Here is a 17,842-nt window from a genome sequence, read left to right on the forward strand (position 1 = left end):
ACGGGGGACGAAAGTCTCCGGGACTTGTTCAACGACAGCCTTGAAGTCATGAGTGTTTGTGACTACGAGCGACTCGGCGCGGAGCCTGCCGTCGAGACCTGCGGCTCGCGGCCGCGTTCCCGGCCGATCGGGCTGCCGGACGGCGCTCCGGCCCCGGTGGGCGCATCCTGCTCCGCGAGGCGCACCGTGCCCGGCGAGCTGACGGGGGTGGCCGCGTGAGCGCCGCCGAGGTTCCCGCCGCGGCCTCGTGGCGGGAACTGCTGAGCCCGGAGCATGCCGGCGCGGCGATCGTGCTGGCCGTCGGGGTGCTCGTCGGTGCGGTCAACATCTACCTGGCCTCGAGCCTGCTGCCGACCGCGGTGGCCGAGATCGGCGGCGCCGGCTTCTACGCGTGGAACATGACGATCTACCTCGTCGCGATGGTGATCGCGACGATGCTGGTCAGCCGCCTCCTGGCGCGGTGGGGCGGTGTCGGCGCCTACCTGCTCGGCTTCGGCGTGTTCCTGGCGGGCTCGCTGGCCTGCGCGGTGAGCCCGGCGATGCCGGTGCTGCTGACCGGCCGCGGCATCCAGGGGCTGGGCGCGGGGTTGCTGTCCGGGCTGGGCTTCGCCGCCGTCCGATCGGCCCTGCCGCGGCGGTTGTGGACGCGCGGCAACGCGCTGATGTCGGCGATGTACGGCGTCGGCAACTTCGTCGGTCCCGCGCTCGGCGGGCTGTTCGCCCAGTTCGGCGGATGGCGGCCGGCGTTCGTGACGATGGCGGTGATCGCGGCGGTGTGCGGCCTCCTCGTGCCCCGGGTGCTGCCGCGCGGCGAGCGCGGCGGATCGCGGGCGCCGGTCCCGGTGGTGTCGCTGCTGCTGGTCACGGCGGCCACCGCCGCGGTCAGCGTGGCCGGGGTGCTGTCCGGCGCCGCGGCCATGGCGTCCGGCGTCGTGGTGGCGCTGCTGCTGGTGGCCGCCTTCGTCGCCCATGAGCGGCGTAGTGAGCTGCGGGTCTTTCCGCGTTCCACCTACAGGCCGGGTTCGCCGCTGAAGTGGCTGTACCTGACGCTGGCGCTGCTGGCGTTCGGCGTCGCGGTGGAGTCGTTCCTGCCGCTGTTCGGACAGCGGCTGGGCGGGCTGGCCCCGGCGGTGGCCGGGTTCTTCGGCGCGGCCATCTCGCTGGGCTGGTCGGCGACCCAGCTCGTCAGCTCCTCGGCGGTCGAAGAGCGCACGATCGGCCGGTTGCGCGTTCTCGGCCCGTTGCTGCTGGGGCTCGGCTTCCTCGTCCAGGGGCTGCTGCAGCGGCCGGACGCGCCGGGCTGGCTGGTCCTGGTGTGGGTGCCGGTGATGTTCGTCGCCGGCGCCGGCATCGGGCTGGCCTATCCGCACCTGGCGGTGGCGGTGATGTCCAGCACTCAGGACCCGGAGGAGGGCGGGCGGGCAGCCGCCGCGATCGCCACGGTGACGAGCCTGTCGATCGCGTTCGGTACGGCGGTCGCCGGTGTCCTGGTCAACCTGGGCGGCGCCTCGATGCTGGACGCGGCCCGCTACATGCTGTTCGGGTTCGCGATCATCTGCGCGGCCGGCGCCGTCACCGCCCGTGCGGCGGCTCGTACGAGCCGGTCGGCGCCGGCCGCCCAGCTCGGTTCGTAACCGTCACCCCCACCCCACGCATCCCACCGCCTGCCCTGCTCCCTGCCCGAGTTCGACATGACCGGGTGCGATTCGAAGGAGATGCCATGAGCGATCCCCTGACACAGACACCGATGTTCCCGATGGCCCGAACGGCGGGATGTCCCTTCGACCCGCCGCCGGAGCTGAGCCGCCGCAGCGAGCAGGCGCCGGTGTCGCGCGTGCGGCTCTGGGACGGCAGCACCGCGTGGCTGGTCACCCGCCATGCCGACGTGCGCACGCTGCTCGCCGATCCGCGTGTCAGCGTCGACGTCGCTCAGCCGGGCTTCCCGCACACCAACGCGGTGAGCAAGGCGCGCGATGCGCAGATGAAGACACTGATGCAGATGGACGCGCCGGAGCACATCACCCACCGGCGCCGGCTGACGTCGGATTTCACGGTCAAGAAGATGGAGGCGCTGCGGCCCGCGATTCAGCGGATCGTCGACGGTCTCATCGATGACCTGCTCGCCGGGCCGAAACCGGTCGACCTGGTGGAGACGTTCGCGCTGCCGGTTCCCTCGCTGGTGATCTGTGAGCTGCTGGGCGTGCCGTACGCGGACCGCGCCTTCTTCCAGCGGGTGGCCGGTGAGCTGGTCATGGACGAGAGTGATCCCGCCGACGCCATGGCCGCCAGCCAGGAACTGAACACCTACCTGGAGAACCTGGTAGAGGAGAAGAACGCCGAGCCTGGCGATGACGTGTTCAGCAGGATGGCCGTCGAGCAGTACCGCACCGGCGCGATGACCCGGCGCGAGATCGCCACGATGGGCCAGCTCCTGCTGGTGGCCGGGCACGACACCACCGCGAACATGATCGCTCTGAGCACGATCGCGCTGCTGACGAATCCGGAACAGCTCGGCGCGATCCGCGACGGCGCCGATCCCGCGCTGGTGGCAGGCGCGGTCGAGGAACTCCTGCGCTACCTGTCCATCACCCACACCGAAGCCCGCCGCGTCGCAGCGGAGGATCTCGTCGTCGGCGGGCAGCTCATCCGCCGGGGCGAGGGCATCATCGCGGTCAAGAGCACCGCCAACCGCGACCCCGCCGCCTTCCCTGACCCCGACGTGCTCGACGTCCGCCGAAACGCCCGCCACCATGTCGCCTTCGGCTACGGCGCCCACCAGTGTCTGGGCCAGTCGCTGGCCCGGGTGGAACTCCAGGTCGTGTTCAGCACCCTGTTCCGGCGCGTTCCCACGCTGGCCCTGGCCGTGGCGCGGCAGGACCTGGCGTTCAAACCCGACGCGGTCTTCTACGGCGTCCACGACCTGCCCGTCACCTGGTAGCACACGAAGGAGAACGCGGATGAAGGTCACCGTCGACCAGGGCGCCTGCGCCGGTGCCGAATCGGACCGGCCGCACTGGTGGACGGTGACCTTCACCACCCGGGTCAGGTGGACTTGGGCGTGGCGCGCATGCCGACGTACACGCAGGCGGAGCCGTTGGACAGGGTGGAGAAGACGACGGGCATGTAGTCCTCGCTGAAGGAGGGGCCGGCGCCTGAGGCGGCGAAGACCGTCTCGGTGACCGGCTCCAGGTCCATGTCCAGCGGCGGGGAGAGGTCCTTCATGCCGTCGACGAACTCGTAGCGCATGTGCGCGTTCCCGTGGTCGTCGCGGGTGACGGTGATGACGACGCCTTCCCGCCGGTACGTGCCCAGCAGCGGCGTGACGTCCACCGCCGGAGGCTGGGCGGGCGGGCCGAAGGGGGCGGGCATGGTGACGCCGGCGAGCTGGGCGAGGAGGTCACGGAACAGGTCGGCGTACAGCAGGCGGGCGCTGCCGCCGTTGGTCATCAGGGCCACGGCCACCCCCGCGTGCGGCACGACGCGCAGGTAGGCGTACTGGCCGATGGCGGCGCCGTCGTGGCCGTAGCCGGCGATGCCGTTCCAGTCGTACAGGGTCCAGCCCAGGCCCCACCCGTCGGCGCTGACCGTCCACTTGTCCGGCACGTCCACCTCGCGCCGCTGCATCTCCGCCACCGCCTGCGGCGACAGCACCTGCATGCCGCCCTCAAGGTGCATCCGGGCGAAGCGGGCCATGTCCCCGGCGGACACCAGGACCCGACCGGCCGGGCCGGACGAGCGGGGCATCATGTCCCAGACCGGGGCGGGGTCGGGGTCGGCGCCCGCCTCGCCCAGGTGGCTCATGGCCACGGGGAAGCGCAGGGCCTCCTCCGGCAGCGTCATCGACCGTTCGAGACCGAGCGGGGTGAACAGCAGGTCCTTCAGCGCCTGGTCCCAGGTGGTGCCGGTGACCACCTCGATGACGCGGCCGAGCACGATGTAGCCGAGGCCGCCGTAGGAGATCGCGGTGCCCGGCGGGCAGTCCAGCGCCACGTTCCTGGCCGCCTCGACGTACTTGGCCAGGCAGTCGTCGCCACGGCCTGAGTCGTGGTTGAAGTCGTTGGTCACCCCACCGGTGTGCGACAGCAACTGCCGGATGGTGATGGTCCTGGTGGCCTCGGGGTCGGGGGTGGCGAACTCCGGCAGGACATCGACCACCGGCGCGTCCAGGTCCAGCCTGCCCTCGTCGACCAGCCGCATCACCAGCGTGGCGGTGTAGATCTTGGCCACCGACCCCGAGTGGAAGATCGAGCCGTTGGTCACCTCGACCCCGGTGCCCCGGTGCAGGACGCCGCTGGCCAGCTCGTACACCCGCCCGCCGACCAGCACGGCCAGCGACGCGCCCGGCACGTGGTGGGCGGCGCGCAGTTCGTCCAGCCGCGCCTGCCAGCGGGCGAGCTCGAAGCGCGGGCCGTGGGAGCTGTCCGCTCCCCATGCGCCCGTGGCCGTCCAGTCGCCGTCAGTGTCCCAGGTGAGGTTGTCAGACATGTGGTTGTCTCCTTGATAGGTGCGGCTTGATAGGTCTTGATAGGTACGGTCAGTGGTTTCCGGCCGGGACGGGCTCGCTCGGCGTCTGGGCGGTGTCGTTCCTGCGGTCGCGGATGACCAGCAGAGCCAGTACGGCTGCCGCCAGGACGCCGGCCGCGCTGATGACGAAGGCGTCGGACATGGCGGCGGTGAAGGCGTCGCGGGCGGTCCTGGCGATGGTGGCGTCGCCGAGAGCGAGCGCGTCGCCGATGGACCGCCTGGCCGCAGCAGGTGCGGTGGCGGGGATCGCGCCGGTGTAGCCGCTGGACAGGATGCTGCCCAGCACGGCGATGCCGAGCGCGGCGCCTGCCTGCTGGATGGTGTCGTTCAGCGCGGAGCCGACACCGGCGTGCTCGGGCGGGACGGTGCCCATCAGGGCCGCGATGGCCGCGGGCATCGCCAGCCCGCCGCCGGCGCCCAGGACGAACAGCGCGACCGCGGTCATGACGAGCCCGGAGCCGGTGGACAGGGAGGCCAGCAGGCCGAACCCGGCGGCCATCACGACCAGCCCGGTCGCGATCATCGGGCGGTTGCCGATCTTCGCGCCGAGGGTGGCGCCGAGGCCGTTGCAGAGCAGCGAGGCCAGCGCCATGGGGATGAAGGCGAGGCCGGCCTGGGTGGGGGTGTAGCCGAGCACGTACTGCAGGTACTGGGTGAGCACCAGCAGCAGGCCGCCGTTGCCGATCTGGACCAGGGTGAGGGAGAAGCTGGCGCCGCTGAAGGTGCGGTTGCGGAAGAGGCCGAGCGGGACCATCGGATACGGCGTGCGCAGTTCCCAGACCACGAAGGCGGCGAGAGCGAGGACGGCCACGGCCAGCGCGGGCACGGACAGGCCGTGCGGCAGCTCGATGATCGTCCAGACCAGCGCGATCATGCCGACCGCCGACAGCACCGCGCCCAGCGGGTCGGGCCTGGTCTGCGGGCCCGTGGACTCGGGCATCAGGATGAGCGCGGCGATGATGGCCAGGACGGCGATGGGCACGTTGATCAGGAAGACGGCGCCCCACCAGAACCAGGCGATCAGCACACCGCCCAGGACGGGGCCACCGATCAGGCCGAGCATGGCGACCGCGCTCCAGGCGGCCATGGCCTTGCGGCGCTCCTCCTCGTCGAAGACGGTGATGAGGATGGACAGGGTGCTCGGCATGATCAGCGCGCCGCCGACCCCCATCGCCGCGCGGGCGGCGATGAGCAGTTCCGGGCTGGTGGCGTAGGTGGCGGCCAGCGAGGCGACGCCGAACAACGCCAACCCGATGATCATGACTTTCCTGCGGCCGAACCGGTCGGACAGGCTGCCCGCGGTCAGCAGCAGCCCGGCGAAGACCAGGATGTAGGAGTCCAGGATCCACTGGATTTCCTGGGCGTCGGCGCCGAGGTCGGCGGCCAGCGGCGGGATCGCCACGGTGAGCACCATGTTGTCGATGACCAGCACCAACGTGCTCAGGCACAACACGACCAGGATCAGCCACCGCCGCGGATCACGCTGTGTCACTTCCATCGGACGTTCCCTTCACAGAGTGCGCATGACGTGCGCTCGATGTGAACACTGTACGCACGACGGCTCAGCGTGCGCAAGTCGGTCAGCCAAGGGCCCGCCCATGCCGTACGCTTGATGCGCACGGCGTACGCCAGGATGAGCGCGAAGTGACAGAGGAGCCCGCATGCCAGCCGACAAGCAGCCCATTCCCTCGGTGTGGGCCCGCCCGCGCCCGAAGCGAGAGCAACCGGCGCTGAGCCGGGACCGGATCGTGTCCGAGGCCATCCAGCTCCTGGACACCGAGGGCATCGAGGCCCTGAGCATGCGCAGCCTCGGCACCCGGCTCGGCGCCGGAGCCACCTCCCTCTACCGGCACGTGGCCAACAAGGACGAGCTGATCGAACTGGTCGTGGACGAGGTCTACGGCGAGATGCGGGTGCCCGACGCCGGCGACCCGGCGCACTGGCGGGCGGCCGTCACCGACGCCGCCCGCAGTCTGCGCTCGATGGTGCTGCGGCATCCCTGGATCGTCTCCGTGCTCGGCCAGGTCGGCCTCGCCTATCTCGGGCCGAACCTGATGCGTCAGTCGGAGCGCCTGCTCGCTTTGTTCCAAGCGGCGGGCTTCGCCCCCGGCGAGGCCGACCAAGCCATGAAGGCCCTCATCGCCTACGTCATCGGGATGACCACCAGCGAGGCGGCCTACCTGTCGATGCTGGCCCGGAGCGGCCAGAACGAGCAGGACTGGCTGGAGAGCCTGCGACCGGCCGCCGAACAGGCCGCGCGGGACCACCCGCTGGTGCGCCACGGATACACCGAACAACTCGTCAAGGAGCCGGCGCAGATCCGCGAGGAGACCTTCGACTACGGGGTCGAGCGCATCCTGGACGGCCTGGAGACCAGACTCAGCCCCAAGGCCGCCACCCGCTGAGCCGGGGTCGGTGCGTACCGGCCACGCGCACGCCGCACTCGTACCCGACGACGACGGCCTCGCCCAGGGACTGCCGGGCCCAGGGCCGCTTGCTTTTCGGCGCGGTCAGGAAGGAGTTCCACGCGACGCGGCCGCCAGCGAGGCGGGCAGCTCACCACCGCCGGCCATGTGCTCGATCAGTTCGAGTACGGCAGTGGAGCCGCCGTTCGCCTGGAGCCACTGGCTCGCCCGGCACGCGGCCTTGGCATACATGTCCTGGTCGGCTTTCGCCGAGCGCAGCCAGTCGTCGAGCGTTCGCGGCAGCGCCTCCTGGGTGGACACCCGGCATCGGTCGCCGGTCGTCTCGGGCTTCAGGTAGCGCGGGTCGCCGGAGACCACGACGGCCAGTCCTTCGTCGAACCACTGCGGGATTAGCCCCGCGCCGGACCCGAGGCGGGCGTGCAGCTCGACGTGTGACATCTCGTGTGAGGCGATCACCGGGTCGATGCCGTTCGGCGACAGCATGACCGCGCGGTTCAGCACGGCGATCCCGCGCTCTCGGCCGCCGCCGATCTTCTGGTAGCACGTGGCGGTCAGGCAGGCCAGGATGTCGGGGTGGCTCTGGCGTCCGCCGTAGAAGTCCGCCACCCGGCGGTTTGCCGCATCGACCGCCTCGGCGACCTGCCGCTCCCAGGCGGCCGACCGGCCGGGCTCCAGATACAGGCCGGGCCTGACCTGTTCCATGCCGTAGCAGCCGGGGCAGGTCGTGGCGGCGACCGACGGGAAGGCCACCGCGACACCGGCCACCGTGGCCCCGGCCAGCCCCACGACGACTGCCGCCAGCCACCGCCACGTCCTGCGCCTTCGACTCATCACACCGCTCCACAAGTTGATGTTTCGTACCATCCTGTCCCGCGGAACGGCCCGCTGAGCGCCGGCTACTTTGCGCAGGTCCTGGTCACCGGATGCGGGCGAGGTCGATCAGATAGAGCTGGTCCCCGAGCGGGTAGCTGAGGAGCCGGCCGGTCGGATCCGTGGTGGGGATCGGGATGGGCTGACCGTCCGCACGGATGCCCAGGTCGCCAGACGCGCCGGTGTCCAGGTCGTAGAGTCCCACGCCGGCGGGCATGCCGTCGCCGTACGCCGAGGGGTAGAAGCGGTCCTGGGTCGGCGGATTCATCATGGCCACCTGGCCGGCAACGGCCTTGTACCCGGAGCCGTCCCGGTGCCGGAAGAAACCCTCGCCCTGTGCGGTCCTGCCGAGGCAGATGGTCACGCCACAGATCCTGACGTTCTCGCCGGGTTGGGTGACGGAGGTCCGGGTCTCGCCGGTCTCCACGTTCTGGATCCGCGCGTACGCGGTGCCGTGCGGCTCACCGCCCTGGCCAGGGGTGCCGATCCACGGCCAGGCGAGCAGGTGCATCCCGGCGCCCTTCTCGACCGGCGTCACCGTGCCGCCCGCGAGGGGGACGGTGAAGACTCCGCCGGTGTAGAGCGAGAACACGATCTGGTCGCCGGCTATGGCCAACTCGTCGATCCCGCTGCCGTCGCCCTCCTTGATGCTCTGGCTGCCGACCAGCTTCGGCTCTCCGCCGCTCACGGGCACGGTCCACAGCTTGGCGACGCGCTCCTTCGTCCCGCTCCACCAGGCCACGTGTCCGTTCCCCACGGTGAACCCGCCGGCGAAACCATGCCCGCTCTCAGGTTCCGGCATGGTGGCGATCTCGCGGTGTACGCCCTTGTCCAGGTCGTAGGCGTACACGGCCTCCGCCGTGCCGGCGTCCGCCGTCGAAGCGACCATCATCGCCGTGCGGTCGTCGATCAACGCGGCCGCACGCCACGGCCGGTCGCCGGGTCCCTTCGCCGGGATCTTCTCCACGGCCTGCGGCCAGACCTCCTCCACGGGCGCGGCCGGCTTGGCGGAGAACGACTGCGCGGCGGGCACGGCGGTGGTGGTGTCGCCGCCGCGTACCACCGCGACCGTCCCGCCTGCGATCAGCACAACCGCCGCTGTGGCCAGCGCCACCCTGGTCCGCCGCCTCCTGCGCCGGTGGACCCGTTCGAGCCGTTCCGGGAGCAGGGCGGGCAGGCGGGGCGCCTGGTCCGCCGCCTGGCCGAACGTCCTGCGCAGCGTCTCCTCTACCTCGTTCATCGTAGGTTCCCCCTCGGCATCGGCTCGGTCGGGATGGCGGTACGGAGTTTGTCCAGCGCGCGGGCGGCCTGGCTGCGTACGGTACCGCTGGAGATCCCGAGCACGGCGGCGATCTCCGCGTCGGCGAGTTGCTCGTAGTACCGCAGCACCAGTACGGCGCGCTGCTTGCGCGGCAGGCCGGCCACCGCCTGCCACATGCGCTGCTCGTCGCCGTCGGGCACCTGGTCGTGGTGTTCGAGTTCCGGCAGGTCCCAGACGAGTCGCTCGCGCCTGCGCAGCCGCCAGGCGGCGATGTGCAACCTGGCCATCGTGGTGCGCGCGTAACTCTCGGCGTTCTCCTTTCGCCGTAGCCGGGGCCAGGCGGCGCGTAACTTCAGCAACGCCTCCTGCACCAGGTCGGCCGCGTCGTGCGGATTGCCGGCCAGCACGTAGCCGTAGCGCAGTAGCGCGTCACCGCGTTCGGCGACGAACTCCGCGAAATGCGGATCAGGTTCCAACACTCCTCGCCCTTCGTCGTTCCTTCACGTCCCAGAGGAGCGAGGTGCGTAAATCGTTGCATGAGCGGCTCCGGCCGCGAGGTCAGCTCACCCGTGCCTGACACGCTACGGAGGGTGAGCGTGTCGTGCCCAGCGAGGACCAGGTCGCCCGCCCCGCCGATGAGTTTCCGCACGGTACGTCGTCTCAACCGGTGTGGGTCGACAGCCGACTCAGAACAGAGGGAGGACCGGAATGGCCGAGCTGATCTACGCCGCGATCGCGTCGCTCGACGGCTACATCGCCGACGACAAGGGGCGCTTCGACTGGGCCATGCCCGACGAGGAGGTGCACGCCTTCATCAACGACCTGGAGCGTCCGGTCGGCACCTACCTCTACGGGCGCGGGATGTACGAGACCATGGCTGGCTGGGAGACCATGGACACCGGTCCGGAGCAGTCCGCCATCATGCGCGACTTCGCCCTGCTGTGGCGGGCCGCGGACAAGGTGGTGTTCTCCCGGACGCTGCCGGAGGTGTCCACCGCCAGGACACGCCTCGAACGGCACTTCCGCCCCGACGCGATCAGGGAGCTGAAGGCGACGGCGGACCGCGCCATCTCCGTCAGCGGGCCCCACCTCGCCGTCCACGCGATGAACGCCGGCCTCGTGGACGAGTGCCATGTGTTCGTCGTGCCCGCCGTGGTGGGCGGCGGCAACCGGCTATTCCAGGACGGCGTCCGACTCACGCTGGACCTGCTGGAGGAGCACCGGTTCGGCGGCGGGATGGTCTACCTGCGGTACCGCGTCGGTGGCTGACCGCGGCGCGGGGCGGCGGCAGGCCGTACCGTTTCGAGAGGGACCGGTGAGACGAGGAAGGGAGCGGCCGGTGGGCGCGGATGACGACGCGCGGGTCGTCGCCGCCGCACGGGCCGGAGACGAGGCCGCGTTCGCCAGGCTTGTCCTGGGCCATCGGACCGAGCTGCGGGTGCACTGCTACCGGATGCTGGGCTCGCTCGACGAGGCGGAGGATCTGGTTCAGGAGACGTTCCTGCGCGCGTGGAACGGCCTGGGCGGATTCGAGGGGCGCTCCACGGCGCGCGCCTGGCTGTACCGGATCGCGACCAACGCCTGCCTCGACTTCCTCCGCCGCCGGAAGCGCCGGGTTCTCCCCCACCACCTGGCCGGGCCGTCCGACCCGAGCACCGGGTTGCCGCCCCGCGACGACATCCCCTGGCTGCAGCCGTTCCCAGACCGGCTGCTGGAGCCGGACGCGCCCGGCGGCGCCGAACCCGGCGCGGCGGCCGTCGCGAAGGAGACGGTCGAGCTGGCGTTCCTGGCCGCGATCCAGCATCTGCCGCCGCGCCAGCGCGCGGTGCTGATCCTCCGCGACGTGCTCGACTGGCCGGCCAAGGACACCGCGGCGCTGCTGGAGTGCAGCGTGGCGTCGGTCAACAGCGCGTCGCAGCGGGCCAGGGCGACGATGCGCAAGCACCTTCCCGAGCGCCGCCTCGACTGGGCGCCGACGGAGACCACCGAACGGGAGCGGGCCGTGCTGCGGCGGTACATGGACGCGATGGGACGCGCCGACCTCGCCGCGGTCGCCGAACTGCTGGCCGAGGACGTGCGGACGATGATGCCGCCCTGGCCGATGTGGTTCCGCGGACGCGACTCGGTCGTGGCGGCACTGGCGGCGAGCTGGGACGCCCCGTCGCCCGGCTTCGTGGGCCGGTTCCTGATGGTCCCCACGGCGGCCAACCGGCAGCCGGCCGTGGCCACCTACGTGCGGACCGGCGACTGCGGGCCGTACCGCGCCTTCGCGATCTCCGTACTGCGGATCGAGGACGACCTGGTCGCGGAGGCCACCGCCTTCCACGACCTGGGCCTGTTCCCCGTGTTCGCCCTGCCCATGACGTTGCCGCCGACCCGCTGACGGCGCCGCTACTCCAGCACCGCGCGGAAGGTCGCCGGTGCCGGTGTCGCCGCTGCCGTCGAGGCAGGTGGTGGTGTCGAAGCCTGGGCCGGTTACCTGTCCGCGAAGGCCCTGCCGGCGCTGATGATCCCCGTCAGCGCCGATCGTACGTCGTGCAGTTCGGCGATCTGAGTGTCGATGCGCCGCCGTTCCCGCTCGAACTCGGCGATGAGGTCCTCGCATCCCGGCGCGAGAAACTCTCCGTCGTTGACCATGCAGGGCAGCATCTCACTGACCATGTCGGTGTTGAGGCCCGCCGCGAGCAGGATCCGGATGCGCCGCACCGTTTCAACGTGTTCGTCGGTGTAGTCGCGGTATCCGCCGGACGTCCGCCCGGGAGTCAACAGCCCCTTCTCCTCGTAATAGCGCAGCGCGCGAGGGCTCACCCCTGCGCGCCGTGCCAGAGCACCGATCTGCACCTGTCGCCGCCTCTCAGGCTTGACCTTCACGTCAACGTGAACCTTTAGCGTAACGGACACGCGCCGGGACCCCGGCGTCCCCCGAACGACGGGAGAACACAACAGTGACCAAGCAGCTCTCGCCCGCGCCGGTGACCGTGCTGGGGCTAGGGCCCATGGGACGCGCCATCGCCGCGGCGTTCCTCGTCGCCGGTCACCCGACCACGGTGTGGAACCGGACCGCCGGCAAAGCCGACGAGCTTCTCGCCCGTGGCGCCGTCTGGGCCGACAGTCCGTTGGCCGCGCTCGACGCCGCCGAGGTGGTCATCGTCTGCGTCATCGACGCGAACGCGGTGGACGCCATCCTCGACCGGGCGCTGGCGGAGTCGGGTCGGTCACGGCTGCCCGCCACCACGCTGGTGAATCTCACCTCCGAAGGGCCGGGACGCACGCGCGAGCTGGCCGCCAGGGCGGACGAGCTGGGCGTGCCCTACCTCGACGGCTCGATCATGACTCCGGCGGCGGCCATCGGTACGGAGGCGACCCGCGTTCTCTACAGCGGGCCCGTCGCCCTCTTCGAGCGCCACCGCCGCACGCTGGCGGCGCTGGGCGGCGCGGCGGTCCATCTCGGGGACGACCCCGGGAGGGCGGCGAGCTTCGACGTCGCTCTGCTGAACCTGTTCTGGACGTCGATCGCCGGTCTGATGCACTCCTTCGCGCTCGCGGCGCGGCAGAACGTGCCCGCCACCGCGCTGGCGCCACACGCCCAGCAGATGGCGGAACTGGTCGCCAACCTGCTCCCAGGACTCGCGGCCGATATCGACGCCGGGCGTTTCTCAGGGGCGGAGTCGGCCTCGCTGACCTCGGTCACCGCGAGCCTGGACCATATCGTTCACGCGTTGGAGGAGGCCGGGATCTCCCCGGCGGTCACCCTGGCCGCCAAGAACGCCGTCGACGCCGCGGTGTCGGCCGGCCACGGAGGCGACTCCGCCACCCGCCTCGCCGAGTTCCTCAGCCGCGACCACACGGACGGAGGGCCCGCAGCCACCACACACGACGGCTGATCGGCCCGGTCGATCGGCACACACCTCCATACCGAGCTGATCACCTCAGCGTGGTGGGGGTGTCCAGGCGAGGACCAGGTCGAGCAGCCCGGGGAAGCGGGCGTCGAGGTCGGCCCGTCGTACGTGACCGCGGCGTTCCAGGCCGTACTGGTCGCCGCCGTGCCCACCGGATCCGTCCCGGCCCTGGTCGCCGCCGCGCTGCTGACCGGCGCCGGGCAGGGTATGGGCCAGCTCGGCGGGCTGTCCTTGCTGAACTCCAGCGTCCCTCCCGAACGGCCGGCCGAGGCGAACGCGGCACTCGACGTGGGCGGTTACCTGCTCGCCGGTGTCCTGCCGGTCAGCGCCGGCTACCTCAGCGACGCCATCGGCCTGACCGGCGCCGCCACCGTCTTCGCCGTCACGCTGACCGTCCTGGCCGTCGCAGGCGGCGGCGTCGTCCTCACCGCTCGCAGATGACTTGCGTCTAAAGGTGATTCAGAAGCATCCGCGGGTCGCACCTATGAGCCGTCGGCGGTGGTGTCGAGCGCGGTGCCCACCTGGTCGGCGAGGGTGACCGCGACCAGGCGGGCCTGTAGGGTCGGGATGGTCCCTGGCGTTGGATCGAGCATGAACCGGCCGTAGAAACGTCCGTTGCCGAACGTGCGTAGCTCGACTTCCTCACCGGGCAGGCCCAGGCGGTCGACGTTCCAGCGTTTGCGGCCCCAGACCACGGTGCCGTCCTGTTCGAGGCGCGGTGGATGGCCGGTCAGGTTTCCGTACTCGAAGCGGCATCCGCGCAGGTTCAGCAGTCGGGTGAGCTGGACCGTCACGTGATCGACCACCGTGTCGGGCGACCTGGCGGTCTGGGCCAGCGTGGCGGTGTCGTGGATCTGTTCCAGGTAGACGGCATCCCTGATGGCGACGACCTGGAGTTGCCGGGCGCGCGCGGCCAGTTGTGAGACCGCCAGGCCGACGACGAGCAGCAGGACGTCGGTCTCGATGTCCGCGGATTTGGAGATGGCGAAGCGCTGGTAGGGCTCGGTGAAGAAGAAGTCGAACCACACGGCGGCCGAAATCGCCGACAGAGCGCCGGCCAGGCGGTTCCCGGCGGAGGCGACCGCCACCACGATCACGACCAGGATCAGGGCGACGCTCGTGTTCGACAGGCTGTCGCGAAGCGGCAGAAGCGCTGCCGCGACGGCCGGCGGCGCCACCAGCGCGGCCACGAGTGCGATGCGATCTCTGTCCAGATAGCGGGCCACCGCTGCCGCGCCTCCCGCCCTTCACGTCATATTTGCCGAGGTCAACGCCCTACTCCTACCCAGCCGTACGCGATCGGCCACACCCCGCACATGCGCCGATCGAGGAGTGGTCGCTGGACGGCACGGCTCGATCGCGAGGCCGTGGCACCCCCTGGGATTCGGTCAGATACGACTCCCCTTCGCGGCGGCTCATCGCCTATCGCATGACACCGGTCGCGCCTTTTGTCATTTGGCGACAAACAGGAAGTAATAATCTGCGCCGGGATCAAGTGGAATGGGATCGGCGACGCTTCGCGGGTACAGATCCAACGTCGCCCAGGTTCGAACAGCGGGAGCCGGCCCTGCCGGCCGGCAGAAGAGAGAGGTGGGTCGCAAATTGATTCTTCCCACTGTCGGACACGTCGGTCTGACCACCGGCATTCGGCGGCTGATGCTGGTCACGCTTGCGACCGTACTTGTGGCGATCGTCGTGCTGTCGGCGGCGGATTCGAATGCGCTGGCGGCGGTCCGGCAAGGCTCCCGGACGATCGCGGTCTCCGACGATGGCGGCCCTCTCGTCTGGGGAGACGGAAAGCACAACAAGAATTATGTGGCGGTGAAGAGCCCCACCATCATGAACGGCGCCCAGGATATATCGGTCTCCATCACCGAGAAGACCAAAACCCAGTCCGGCTTCTGCAAGAGAAGAGCCTGGACCTGCCGGATCTCGCAGTGGATGGGCTACTGACGCTCGTGGCCCGACTTGCCCGCATCGCGTCTCTCGCGGCAATGGTTCGGTAATAATTCGATCCTGGAGTGCCGAGATCGCGATGAGCGAGTCGATGGCCATTATGTTGACAAGTGACTCCGTACCGATCGAGGGGCGTCCCTGTCATTGATGCTCCTCCGATGAGTAGAGAGTGACAAAGGATGACTTGTCGGCATCATGGCGGCAGGCTCGGCTCCAAGAGCTTTGCCGTTCCCTTTCTGGTGCTCGCATCCGCTTCGGCGATATCCATCGGGTGCATCCCACCGCTCTCGGCGGAGGCGGCCACGTCGAGAGTGCAACCGGGGCCCACGGCGAGGAGCCTCGACGCCGATCCCGAGCCTGATGGGGAGTCCGGCAGTTCCCAGAACGGTGCCGTCAACAGCAAGACGATCTCCGTGGAAAGCCCCACGAACAACAACGGCTTCCAGCACACGTCGACCAGCACCCCGGGCGGGTCGACCAGCATCCAGAACGCCCTCTGCAGGCGCACCCCGGTCTGCAACATAACCCAGAAGGTCATCGTGGTCTCTCCCGGGAAGGCGAAGGACCCGACGACGGAGAGCACCAGCACGCCACAAGAGGCCGACGCCCTGGCGTCGGGAGACGCCGAAACATCCACTCCAGAAAAGGCCGCGTCCGCTCGCGAAGAGGATGAGATCCTCTCTTGGGAGGATGCCATTTCGCCTGCCCTCGAAATGGACCGGCTGCTTCGGGTGATCGAGGACGGGGCGCTGGCGCACCGAAAGTAACTGCGCCCAGCCTGGACGATTTCATCTTCGCAACCGACCGATCACTTCGAACTCCGGCGAAGAACCAGTTCGTCCAGCCCTCCTGGCCTGAGACCCTCTGACAGCCCACTGCCGGACAAGCTCAACGCCGTCCAAGTAGACGCTCGTGCGGGCATCATCCAATCGGATGATGCCGGGCATCCAACCTGTCCGGGGCCTCAGTGGTAGGCGACAGGCTGGTCCGGGTCAGTTCAGGCGGGTGCGCCGTTCAGGATCTCGACCTCGCCCGTGTCCAGGGAGTAGTACGCGCTGACCACGGCCAGGGCTCCCTTGGTCACCAGCGGTGCGAGGTCCTGATTGCCGCGCAGGGCGTCCGCGGTCAGCTTCACCTGGGCTTTGGCCATCGCCTCTGCGGGGTCGGCGGGACTCTCCCGTACGGCCTGTTCGTACGCCGGACGCAGAGCCTCCGTGATCGCCTGGAGGTTGCCCGGCAGCGGCTCGCCTTCCCGCAGGGCCTTGTACACGGCGGAAACCGCGCCGCACCGCTGGTGGCCAAGAACGACGATCAACGGGGTTCCGCTGGTCATCGGCCCGTACTCGATGGAGCCGGTGATCACGGGCCCCACCGCCGCCCCGCCGCTGCGCATGACGTACAGATCGCCCAGGCCGGTGTCGAAGACGAGCTCGGGTGGCACCCGGGAGTCGATGCATGACAGCACCGCTCCATAGGGCTGCTGGCTGGTGGCCAGCAACTGACGGCGGGTGGGATCGCGATCCGGATGCCGGAGCGCGTTGGTCACCCAGCGTCCGTTGCCCGCCATCAGCCGTTCGTATGCAGCCTTCGGCGTGCCGGGAGACGGCCCCACGGAAGGTGTTGACCCCGCCCTGCGCGTCTCCTTGATCGCCCCGGCCGAGGAGCAGCCGACCAAGCAGGCCGCTGCCAGGGACGCAGTCCCGGTGAGCAGCGTTCGCCGCCCCGGACCATCAGCTTGAACGCTCATGACCTGCCGTCTCCAAGGGTCGCGCTGACGGCATGCGAGCCGCCAGAGGGCTGGAAGGGCCAAGCCGCAGCTCACCGGCCATCAGGCCGCCGAACGGGGCGAAGTTCAGCACACGATGAATGGCAACCGTGCGTAAGGTTAATGCAACGCTACGTATTCGATCAAGTCCTTTCCCCACTCCAGGCAACGTCTGGCAGCCAGACCTTCCGAGGCGTCCCGGTTGATCACGGTCCGGTGTGATGTGTCGGCTCGCCGAGATCAAGCTCAGGTAGCCTGACCACGCTAAATCCGCTTTACCCGTCCAAACGGGGTAAGCCCGCTGTCGTCAATGTGTGAAGGTGACACCGATGTTGGACTACGGCCTTGACGTGTCCGGTGTAGAGCGCGAACTTGCTCTGCCCGACCTGGTGGCCGAAGGGGATGAGCTCGACGCGCTGGTATCAGCGCAGGCCGATTGGTCGAAGCCCACGCCGGCAGCGGGGTGGACGATCGCCCACCAGATCGCTCACCTTGCCTCGGCTGACGCGAACGTTCTCATCGCCATACGGACTCCGGAGGCGTTCGACGCCGTGCTGACGCAGGCGGAGGCCGAAGGCAGCCAATACGCCGATCTCGACGCCGCCGCGGGGGCAGCCAAACCGCGATCGGCGCTGCTGGAACAGTGGCGCGCCGGTCGAGCCGAGGTGGCGGCGGAGCTGCGTGACGTTCCACTGGACCAGGGGTTTCCGTGGTACGGCTCTCAGTTGACCGCAGCGCTCATGGTGCCGCTTCGACTGATGGAAACGTGGGCTCACGGGCAGGACGTTTTCGATGCACTGGGTGTCTCACGCCATCCGACGGGTCGGCTCCAGCATGTGGCCTCGCTCGGAGTCATCGGACGAGAGCTGTCGTTCTATGCCGCCCAATTGCCTGCTCCGGCAGAGCCGTTCCGTGTCGAGCTGACTGGTCCCGACGGGCAATCCTGGGTCTGGGGCCAGGAAGATGCCGCGCAACGGGTTCAGGGCAGCGCCCTCGACTTCTGCCTTCGAGTCACCCAACGCAGGTCCCGCGCCGAGACCGACCTCACGGCAGTCGGCGAGGACGCGGACAGGTGGCTGGACATCGCTCGCGTTTTCCTCTGATGGGGCAAGGAGCAGGTGGGTGTGCTCCGCGCGGGCAT

General features: G+C 69.8%; 20 protein-coding genes. 11 read left to right on the forward strand and 9 right to left on the reverse strand.

Going from position 1 to position 17,842, the window contains the following annotated elements:
* Window positions 1-48 precede the first annotated feature (48 nt).
* From ABD844_RS33965 to ABD844_RS33975, 3 genes are all read left to right on the forward strand, one after another.
* Window positions 49-219, forward strand: coding sequence for a hypothetical protein (locus tag ABD844_RS33965; protein ID WP_344887074.1), 171 nt, complete (start codon window positions 49-51; stop codon window positions 217-219).
* Entirely contained in the window at window positions 216-1,634 is a 1,419-nt protein-coding gene (locus ABD844_RS33970; protein ID WP_344887076.1) for an MFS transporter, read from the forward strand. Before ABD844_RS33965 ends, ABD844_RS33970 begins: the two co-directional genes overlap by 4 nt.
* An 86-nt stretch (window positions 1,635-1,720) precedes the next feature.
* On the forward strand, window positions 1,721-2,938 hold the full coding sequence (locus ABD844_RS33975; protein ID WP_344887078.1) for a cytochrome P450: 1,218 nt from the start codon (window positions 1,721-1,723) through the stop codon (window positions 2,936-2,938).
* Between the two features lie 104 nt (window positions 2,939-3,042).
* On the opposite strand, the gene ABD844_RS33980 is transcribed toward ABD844_RS33975, so the two are convergent.
* Complete coding sequence (locus ABD844_RS33980) at window positions 3,043-4,485, reverse strand: serine hydrolase domain-containing protein (RefSeq protein WP_344887080.1); 1,443 nt, start codon at window positions 4,483-4,485, stop codon at window positions 3,043-3,045.
* 49 nt (window positions 4,486-4,534) lie between these two features.
* Entirely contained in the window at window positions 4,535-6,022 is a 1,488-nt protein-coding gene (locus ABD844_RS33985; RefSeq protein ID WP_344887082.1) for an MFS transporter, read from the reverse strand.
* A gap of 163 nt (window positions 6,023-6,185) precedes the next feature.
* Here ABD844_RS33985 and ABD844_RS33990 point away from each other — a divergent pair, with 163 nt between their 5' ends.
* On the forward strand, window positions 6,186-6,929 hold the full coding sequence (locus ABD844_RS33990; RefSeq protein ID WP_344887084.1) for a TetR/AcrR family transcriptional regulator: 744 nt from the start codon (window positions 6,186-6,188) through the stop codon (window positions 6,927-6,929).
* A gap of 105 nt (window positions 6,930-7,034) precedes the next feature.
* On the opposite strand, the gene ABD844_RS33995 is transcribed toward ABD844_RS33990, so the two are convergent.
* The 3 genes from ABD844_RS33995 to ABD844_RS34005 form a co-directional block, all read right to left on the reverse strand.
* Window positions 7,035-7,781: a hypothetical protein gene (locus ABD844_RS33995; protein WP_344887085.1), complete on the reverse strand. Its 747-nt coding sequence runs from the start codon at window positions 7,779-7,781 to the stop codon at window positions 7,035-7,037.
* An 85-nt stretch (window positions 7,782-7,866) separates the two neighbouring features.
* Window positions 7,867-9,060: a TolB-like translocation protein gene (locus ABD844_RS34000; protein WP_344887087.1), complete on the reverse strand. Its 1,194-nt coding sequence runs from the start codon at window positions 9,058-9,060 to the stop codon at window positions 7,867-7,869.
* Entirely contained in the window at window positions 9,057-9,557 is a 501-nt protein-coding gene (locus ABD844_RS34005; protein WP_344887089.1) for a SigE family RNA polymerase sigma factor, read from the reverse strand. Before ABD844_RS34005 ends, ABD844_RS34000 begins: the two co-directional genes overlap by 4 nt.
* Before the next feature lie 232 nt (window positions 9,558-9,789).
* On the opposite strand from ABD844_RS34005, the gene ABD844_RS34010 reads away from it, so the two are divergent.
* Complete coding sequence (locus ABD844_RS34010; RefSeq protein ID WP_344887091.1) at window positions 9,790-10,350, forward strand: dihydrofolate reductase family protein; 561 nt, start codon at window positions 9,790-9,792, stop codon at window positions 10,348-10,350.
* Between the two features lie 70 nt (window positions 10,351-10,420).
* A complete protein-coding gene (locus ABD844_RS34015; RefSeq protein WP_344887093.1) occupies window positions 10,421-11,464 on the forward strand; it encodes a sigma-70 family RNA polymerase sigma factor in 1,044 nt (347 codons plus the stop codon).
* 92 nt (window positions 11,465-11,556) lie between these two features.
* Here ABD844_RS34015 and ABD844_RS34020 read toward each other — a convergent pair whose 3' ends face one another.
* Complete coding sequence (locus ABD844_RS34020; protein ID WP_344887095.1) at window positions 11,557-11,952, reverse strand: MerR family transcriptional regulator; 396 nt, start codon at window positions 11,950-11,952, stop codon at window positions 11,557-11,559.
* Between the two features lie 74 nt (window positions 11,953-12,026).
* Between ABD844_RS34020 and ABD844_RS34025 the strand changes: the two genes are divergently transcribed.
* Complete coding sequence (locus ABD844_RS34025; protein WP_344887097.1) at window positions 12,027-12,965, forward strand: NAD(P)-dependent oxidoreductase; 939 nt, start codon at window positions 12,027-12,029, stop codon at window positions 12,963-12,965.
* 123 nt (window positions 12,966-13,088) lie between these two features.
* On the forward strand, window positions 13,089-13,421 hold the full coding sequence (locus tag ABD844_RS34030) for a hypothetical protein (protein WP_344887099.1): 333 nt from the start codon (window positions 13,089-13,091) through the stop codon (window positions 13,419-13,421).
* 41 nt (window positions 13,422-13,462) lie between these two features.
* Here ABD844_RS34030 and ABD844_RS34035 read toward each other — a convergent pair whose 3' ends face one another.
* A complete protein-coding gene (locus ABD844_RS34035; protein WP_344887101.1) occupies window positions 13,463-14,206 on the reverse strand; it encodes a DUF4118 domain-containing protein in 744 nt (247 codons plus the stop codon).
* Between the two features lie 364 nt (window positions 14,207-14,570).
* On the opposite strand from ABD844_RS34035, the gene ABD844_RS34040 reads away from it, so the two are divergent.
* Window positions 14,571-14,933: a hypothetical protein gene (locus ABD844_RS34040; RefSeq protein ID WP_344887103.1), complete on the forward strand. Its 363-nt coding sequence runs from the start codon at window positions 14,571-14,573 to the stop codon at window positions 14,931-14,933.
* 196 nt (window positions 14,934-15,129) lie between these two features.
* Here ABD844_RS34040 and ABD844_RS34045 read toward each other — a convergent pair whose 3' ends face one another.
* Window positions 15,130-15,474 carry a hypothetical protein gene (locus ABD844_RS34045; RefSeq protein ID WP_344887105.1) on the reverse strand — a complete coding sequence of 115 codons (345 nt, stop codon included), beginning with the start codon at window positions 15,472-15,474 and terminating at the stop codon, window positions 15,130-15,132.
* A 1-nt stretch (window position 15,475) separates the two neighbouring features.
* On the opposite strand from ABD844_RS34045, the gene ABD844_RS34050 reads away from it, so the two are divergent.
* Window positions 15,476-15,703, forward strand: a complete 228-nt coding sequence (locus tag ABD844_RS34050; protein WP_344887107.1) for a hypothetical protein — start codon at window positions 15,476-15,478, stop codon at window positions 15,701-15,703.
* Between the two features lie 230 nt (window positions 15,704-15,933).
* On the opposite strand, the gene ABD844_RS34055 is transcribed toward ABD844_RS34050, so the two are convergent.
* Window positions 15,934-16,503, reverse strand: coding sequence for a carbonic anhydrase (locus tag ABD844_RS34055; protein ID WP_344887109.1), 570 nt, complete (start codon window positions 16,501-16,503; stop codon window positions 15,934-15,936).
* Between the two features lie 527 nt (window positions 16,504-17,030).
* Between ABD844_RS34055 and ABD844_RS34060 the strand changes: the two genes are divergently transcribed.
* A complete protein-coding gene (locus tag ABD844_RS34060) occupies window positions 17,031-17,804 on the forward strand; it encodes a TIGR03084 family metal-binding protein (protein WP_344887111.1) in 774 nt (257 codons plus the stop codon).
* Window positions 17,805-17,842 lie beyond the last annotated feature (38 nt).

It is taken from the genome of Nonomuraea antimicrobica (genome assembly GCF_039536965.1).
Lineage (GTDB): Bacteria > Actinomycetota > Actinomycetes > Streptosporangiales > Streptosporangiaceae > Nonomuraea > Nonomuraea antimicrobica.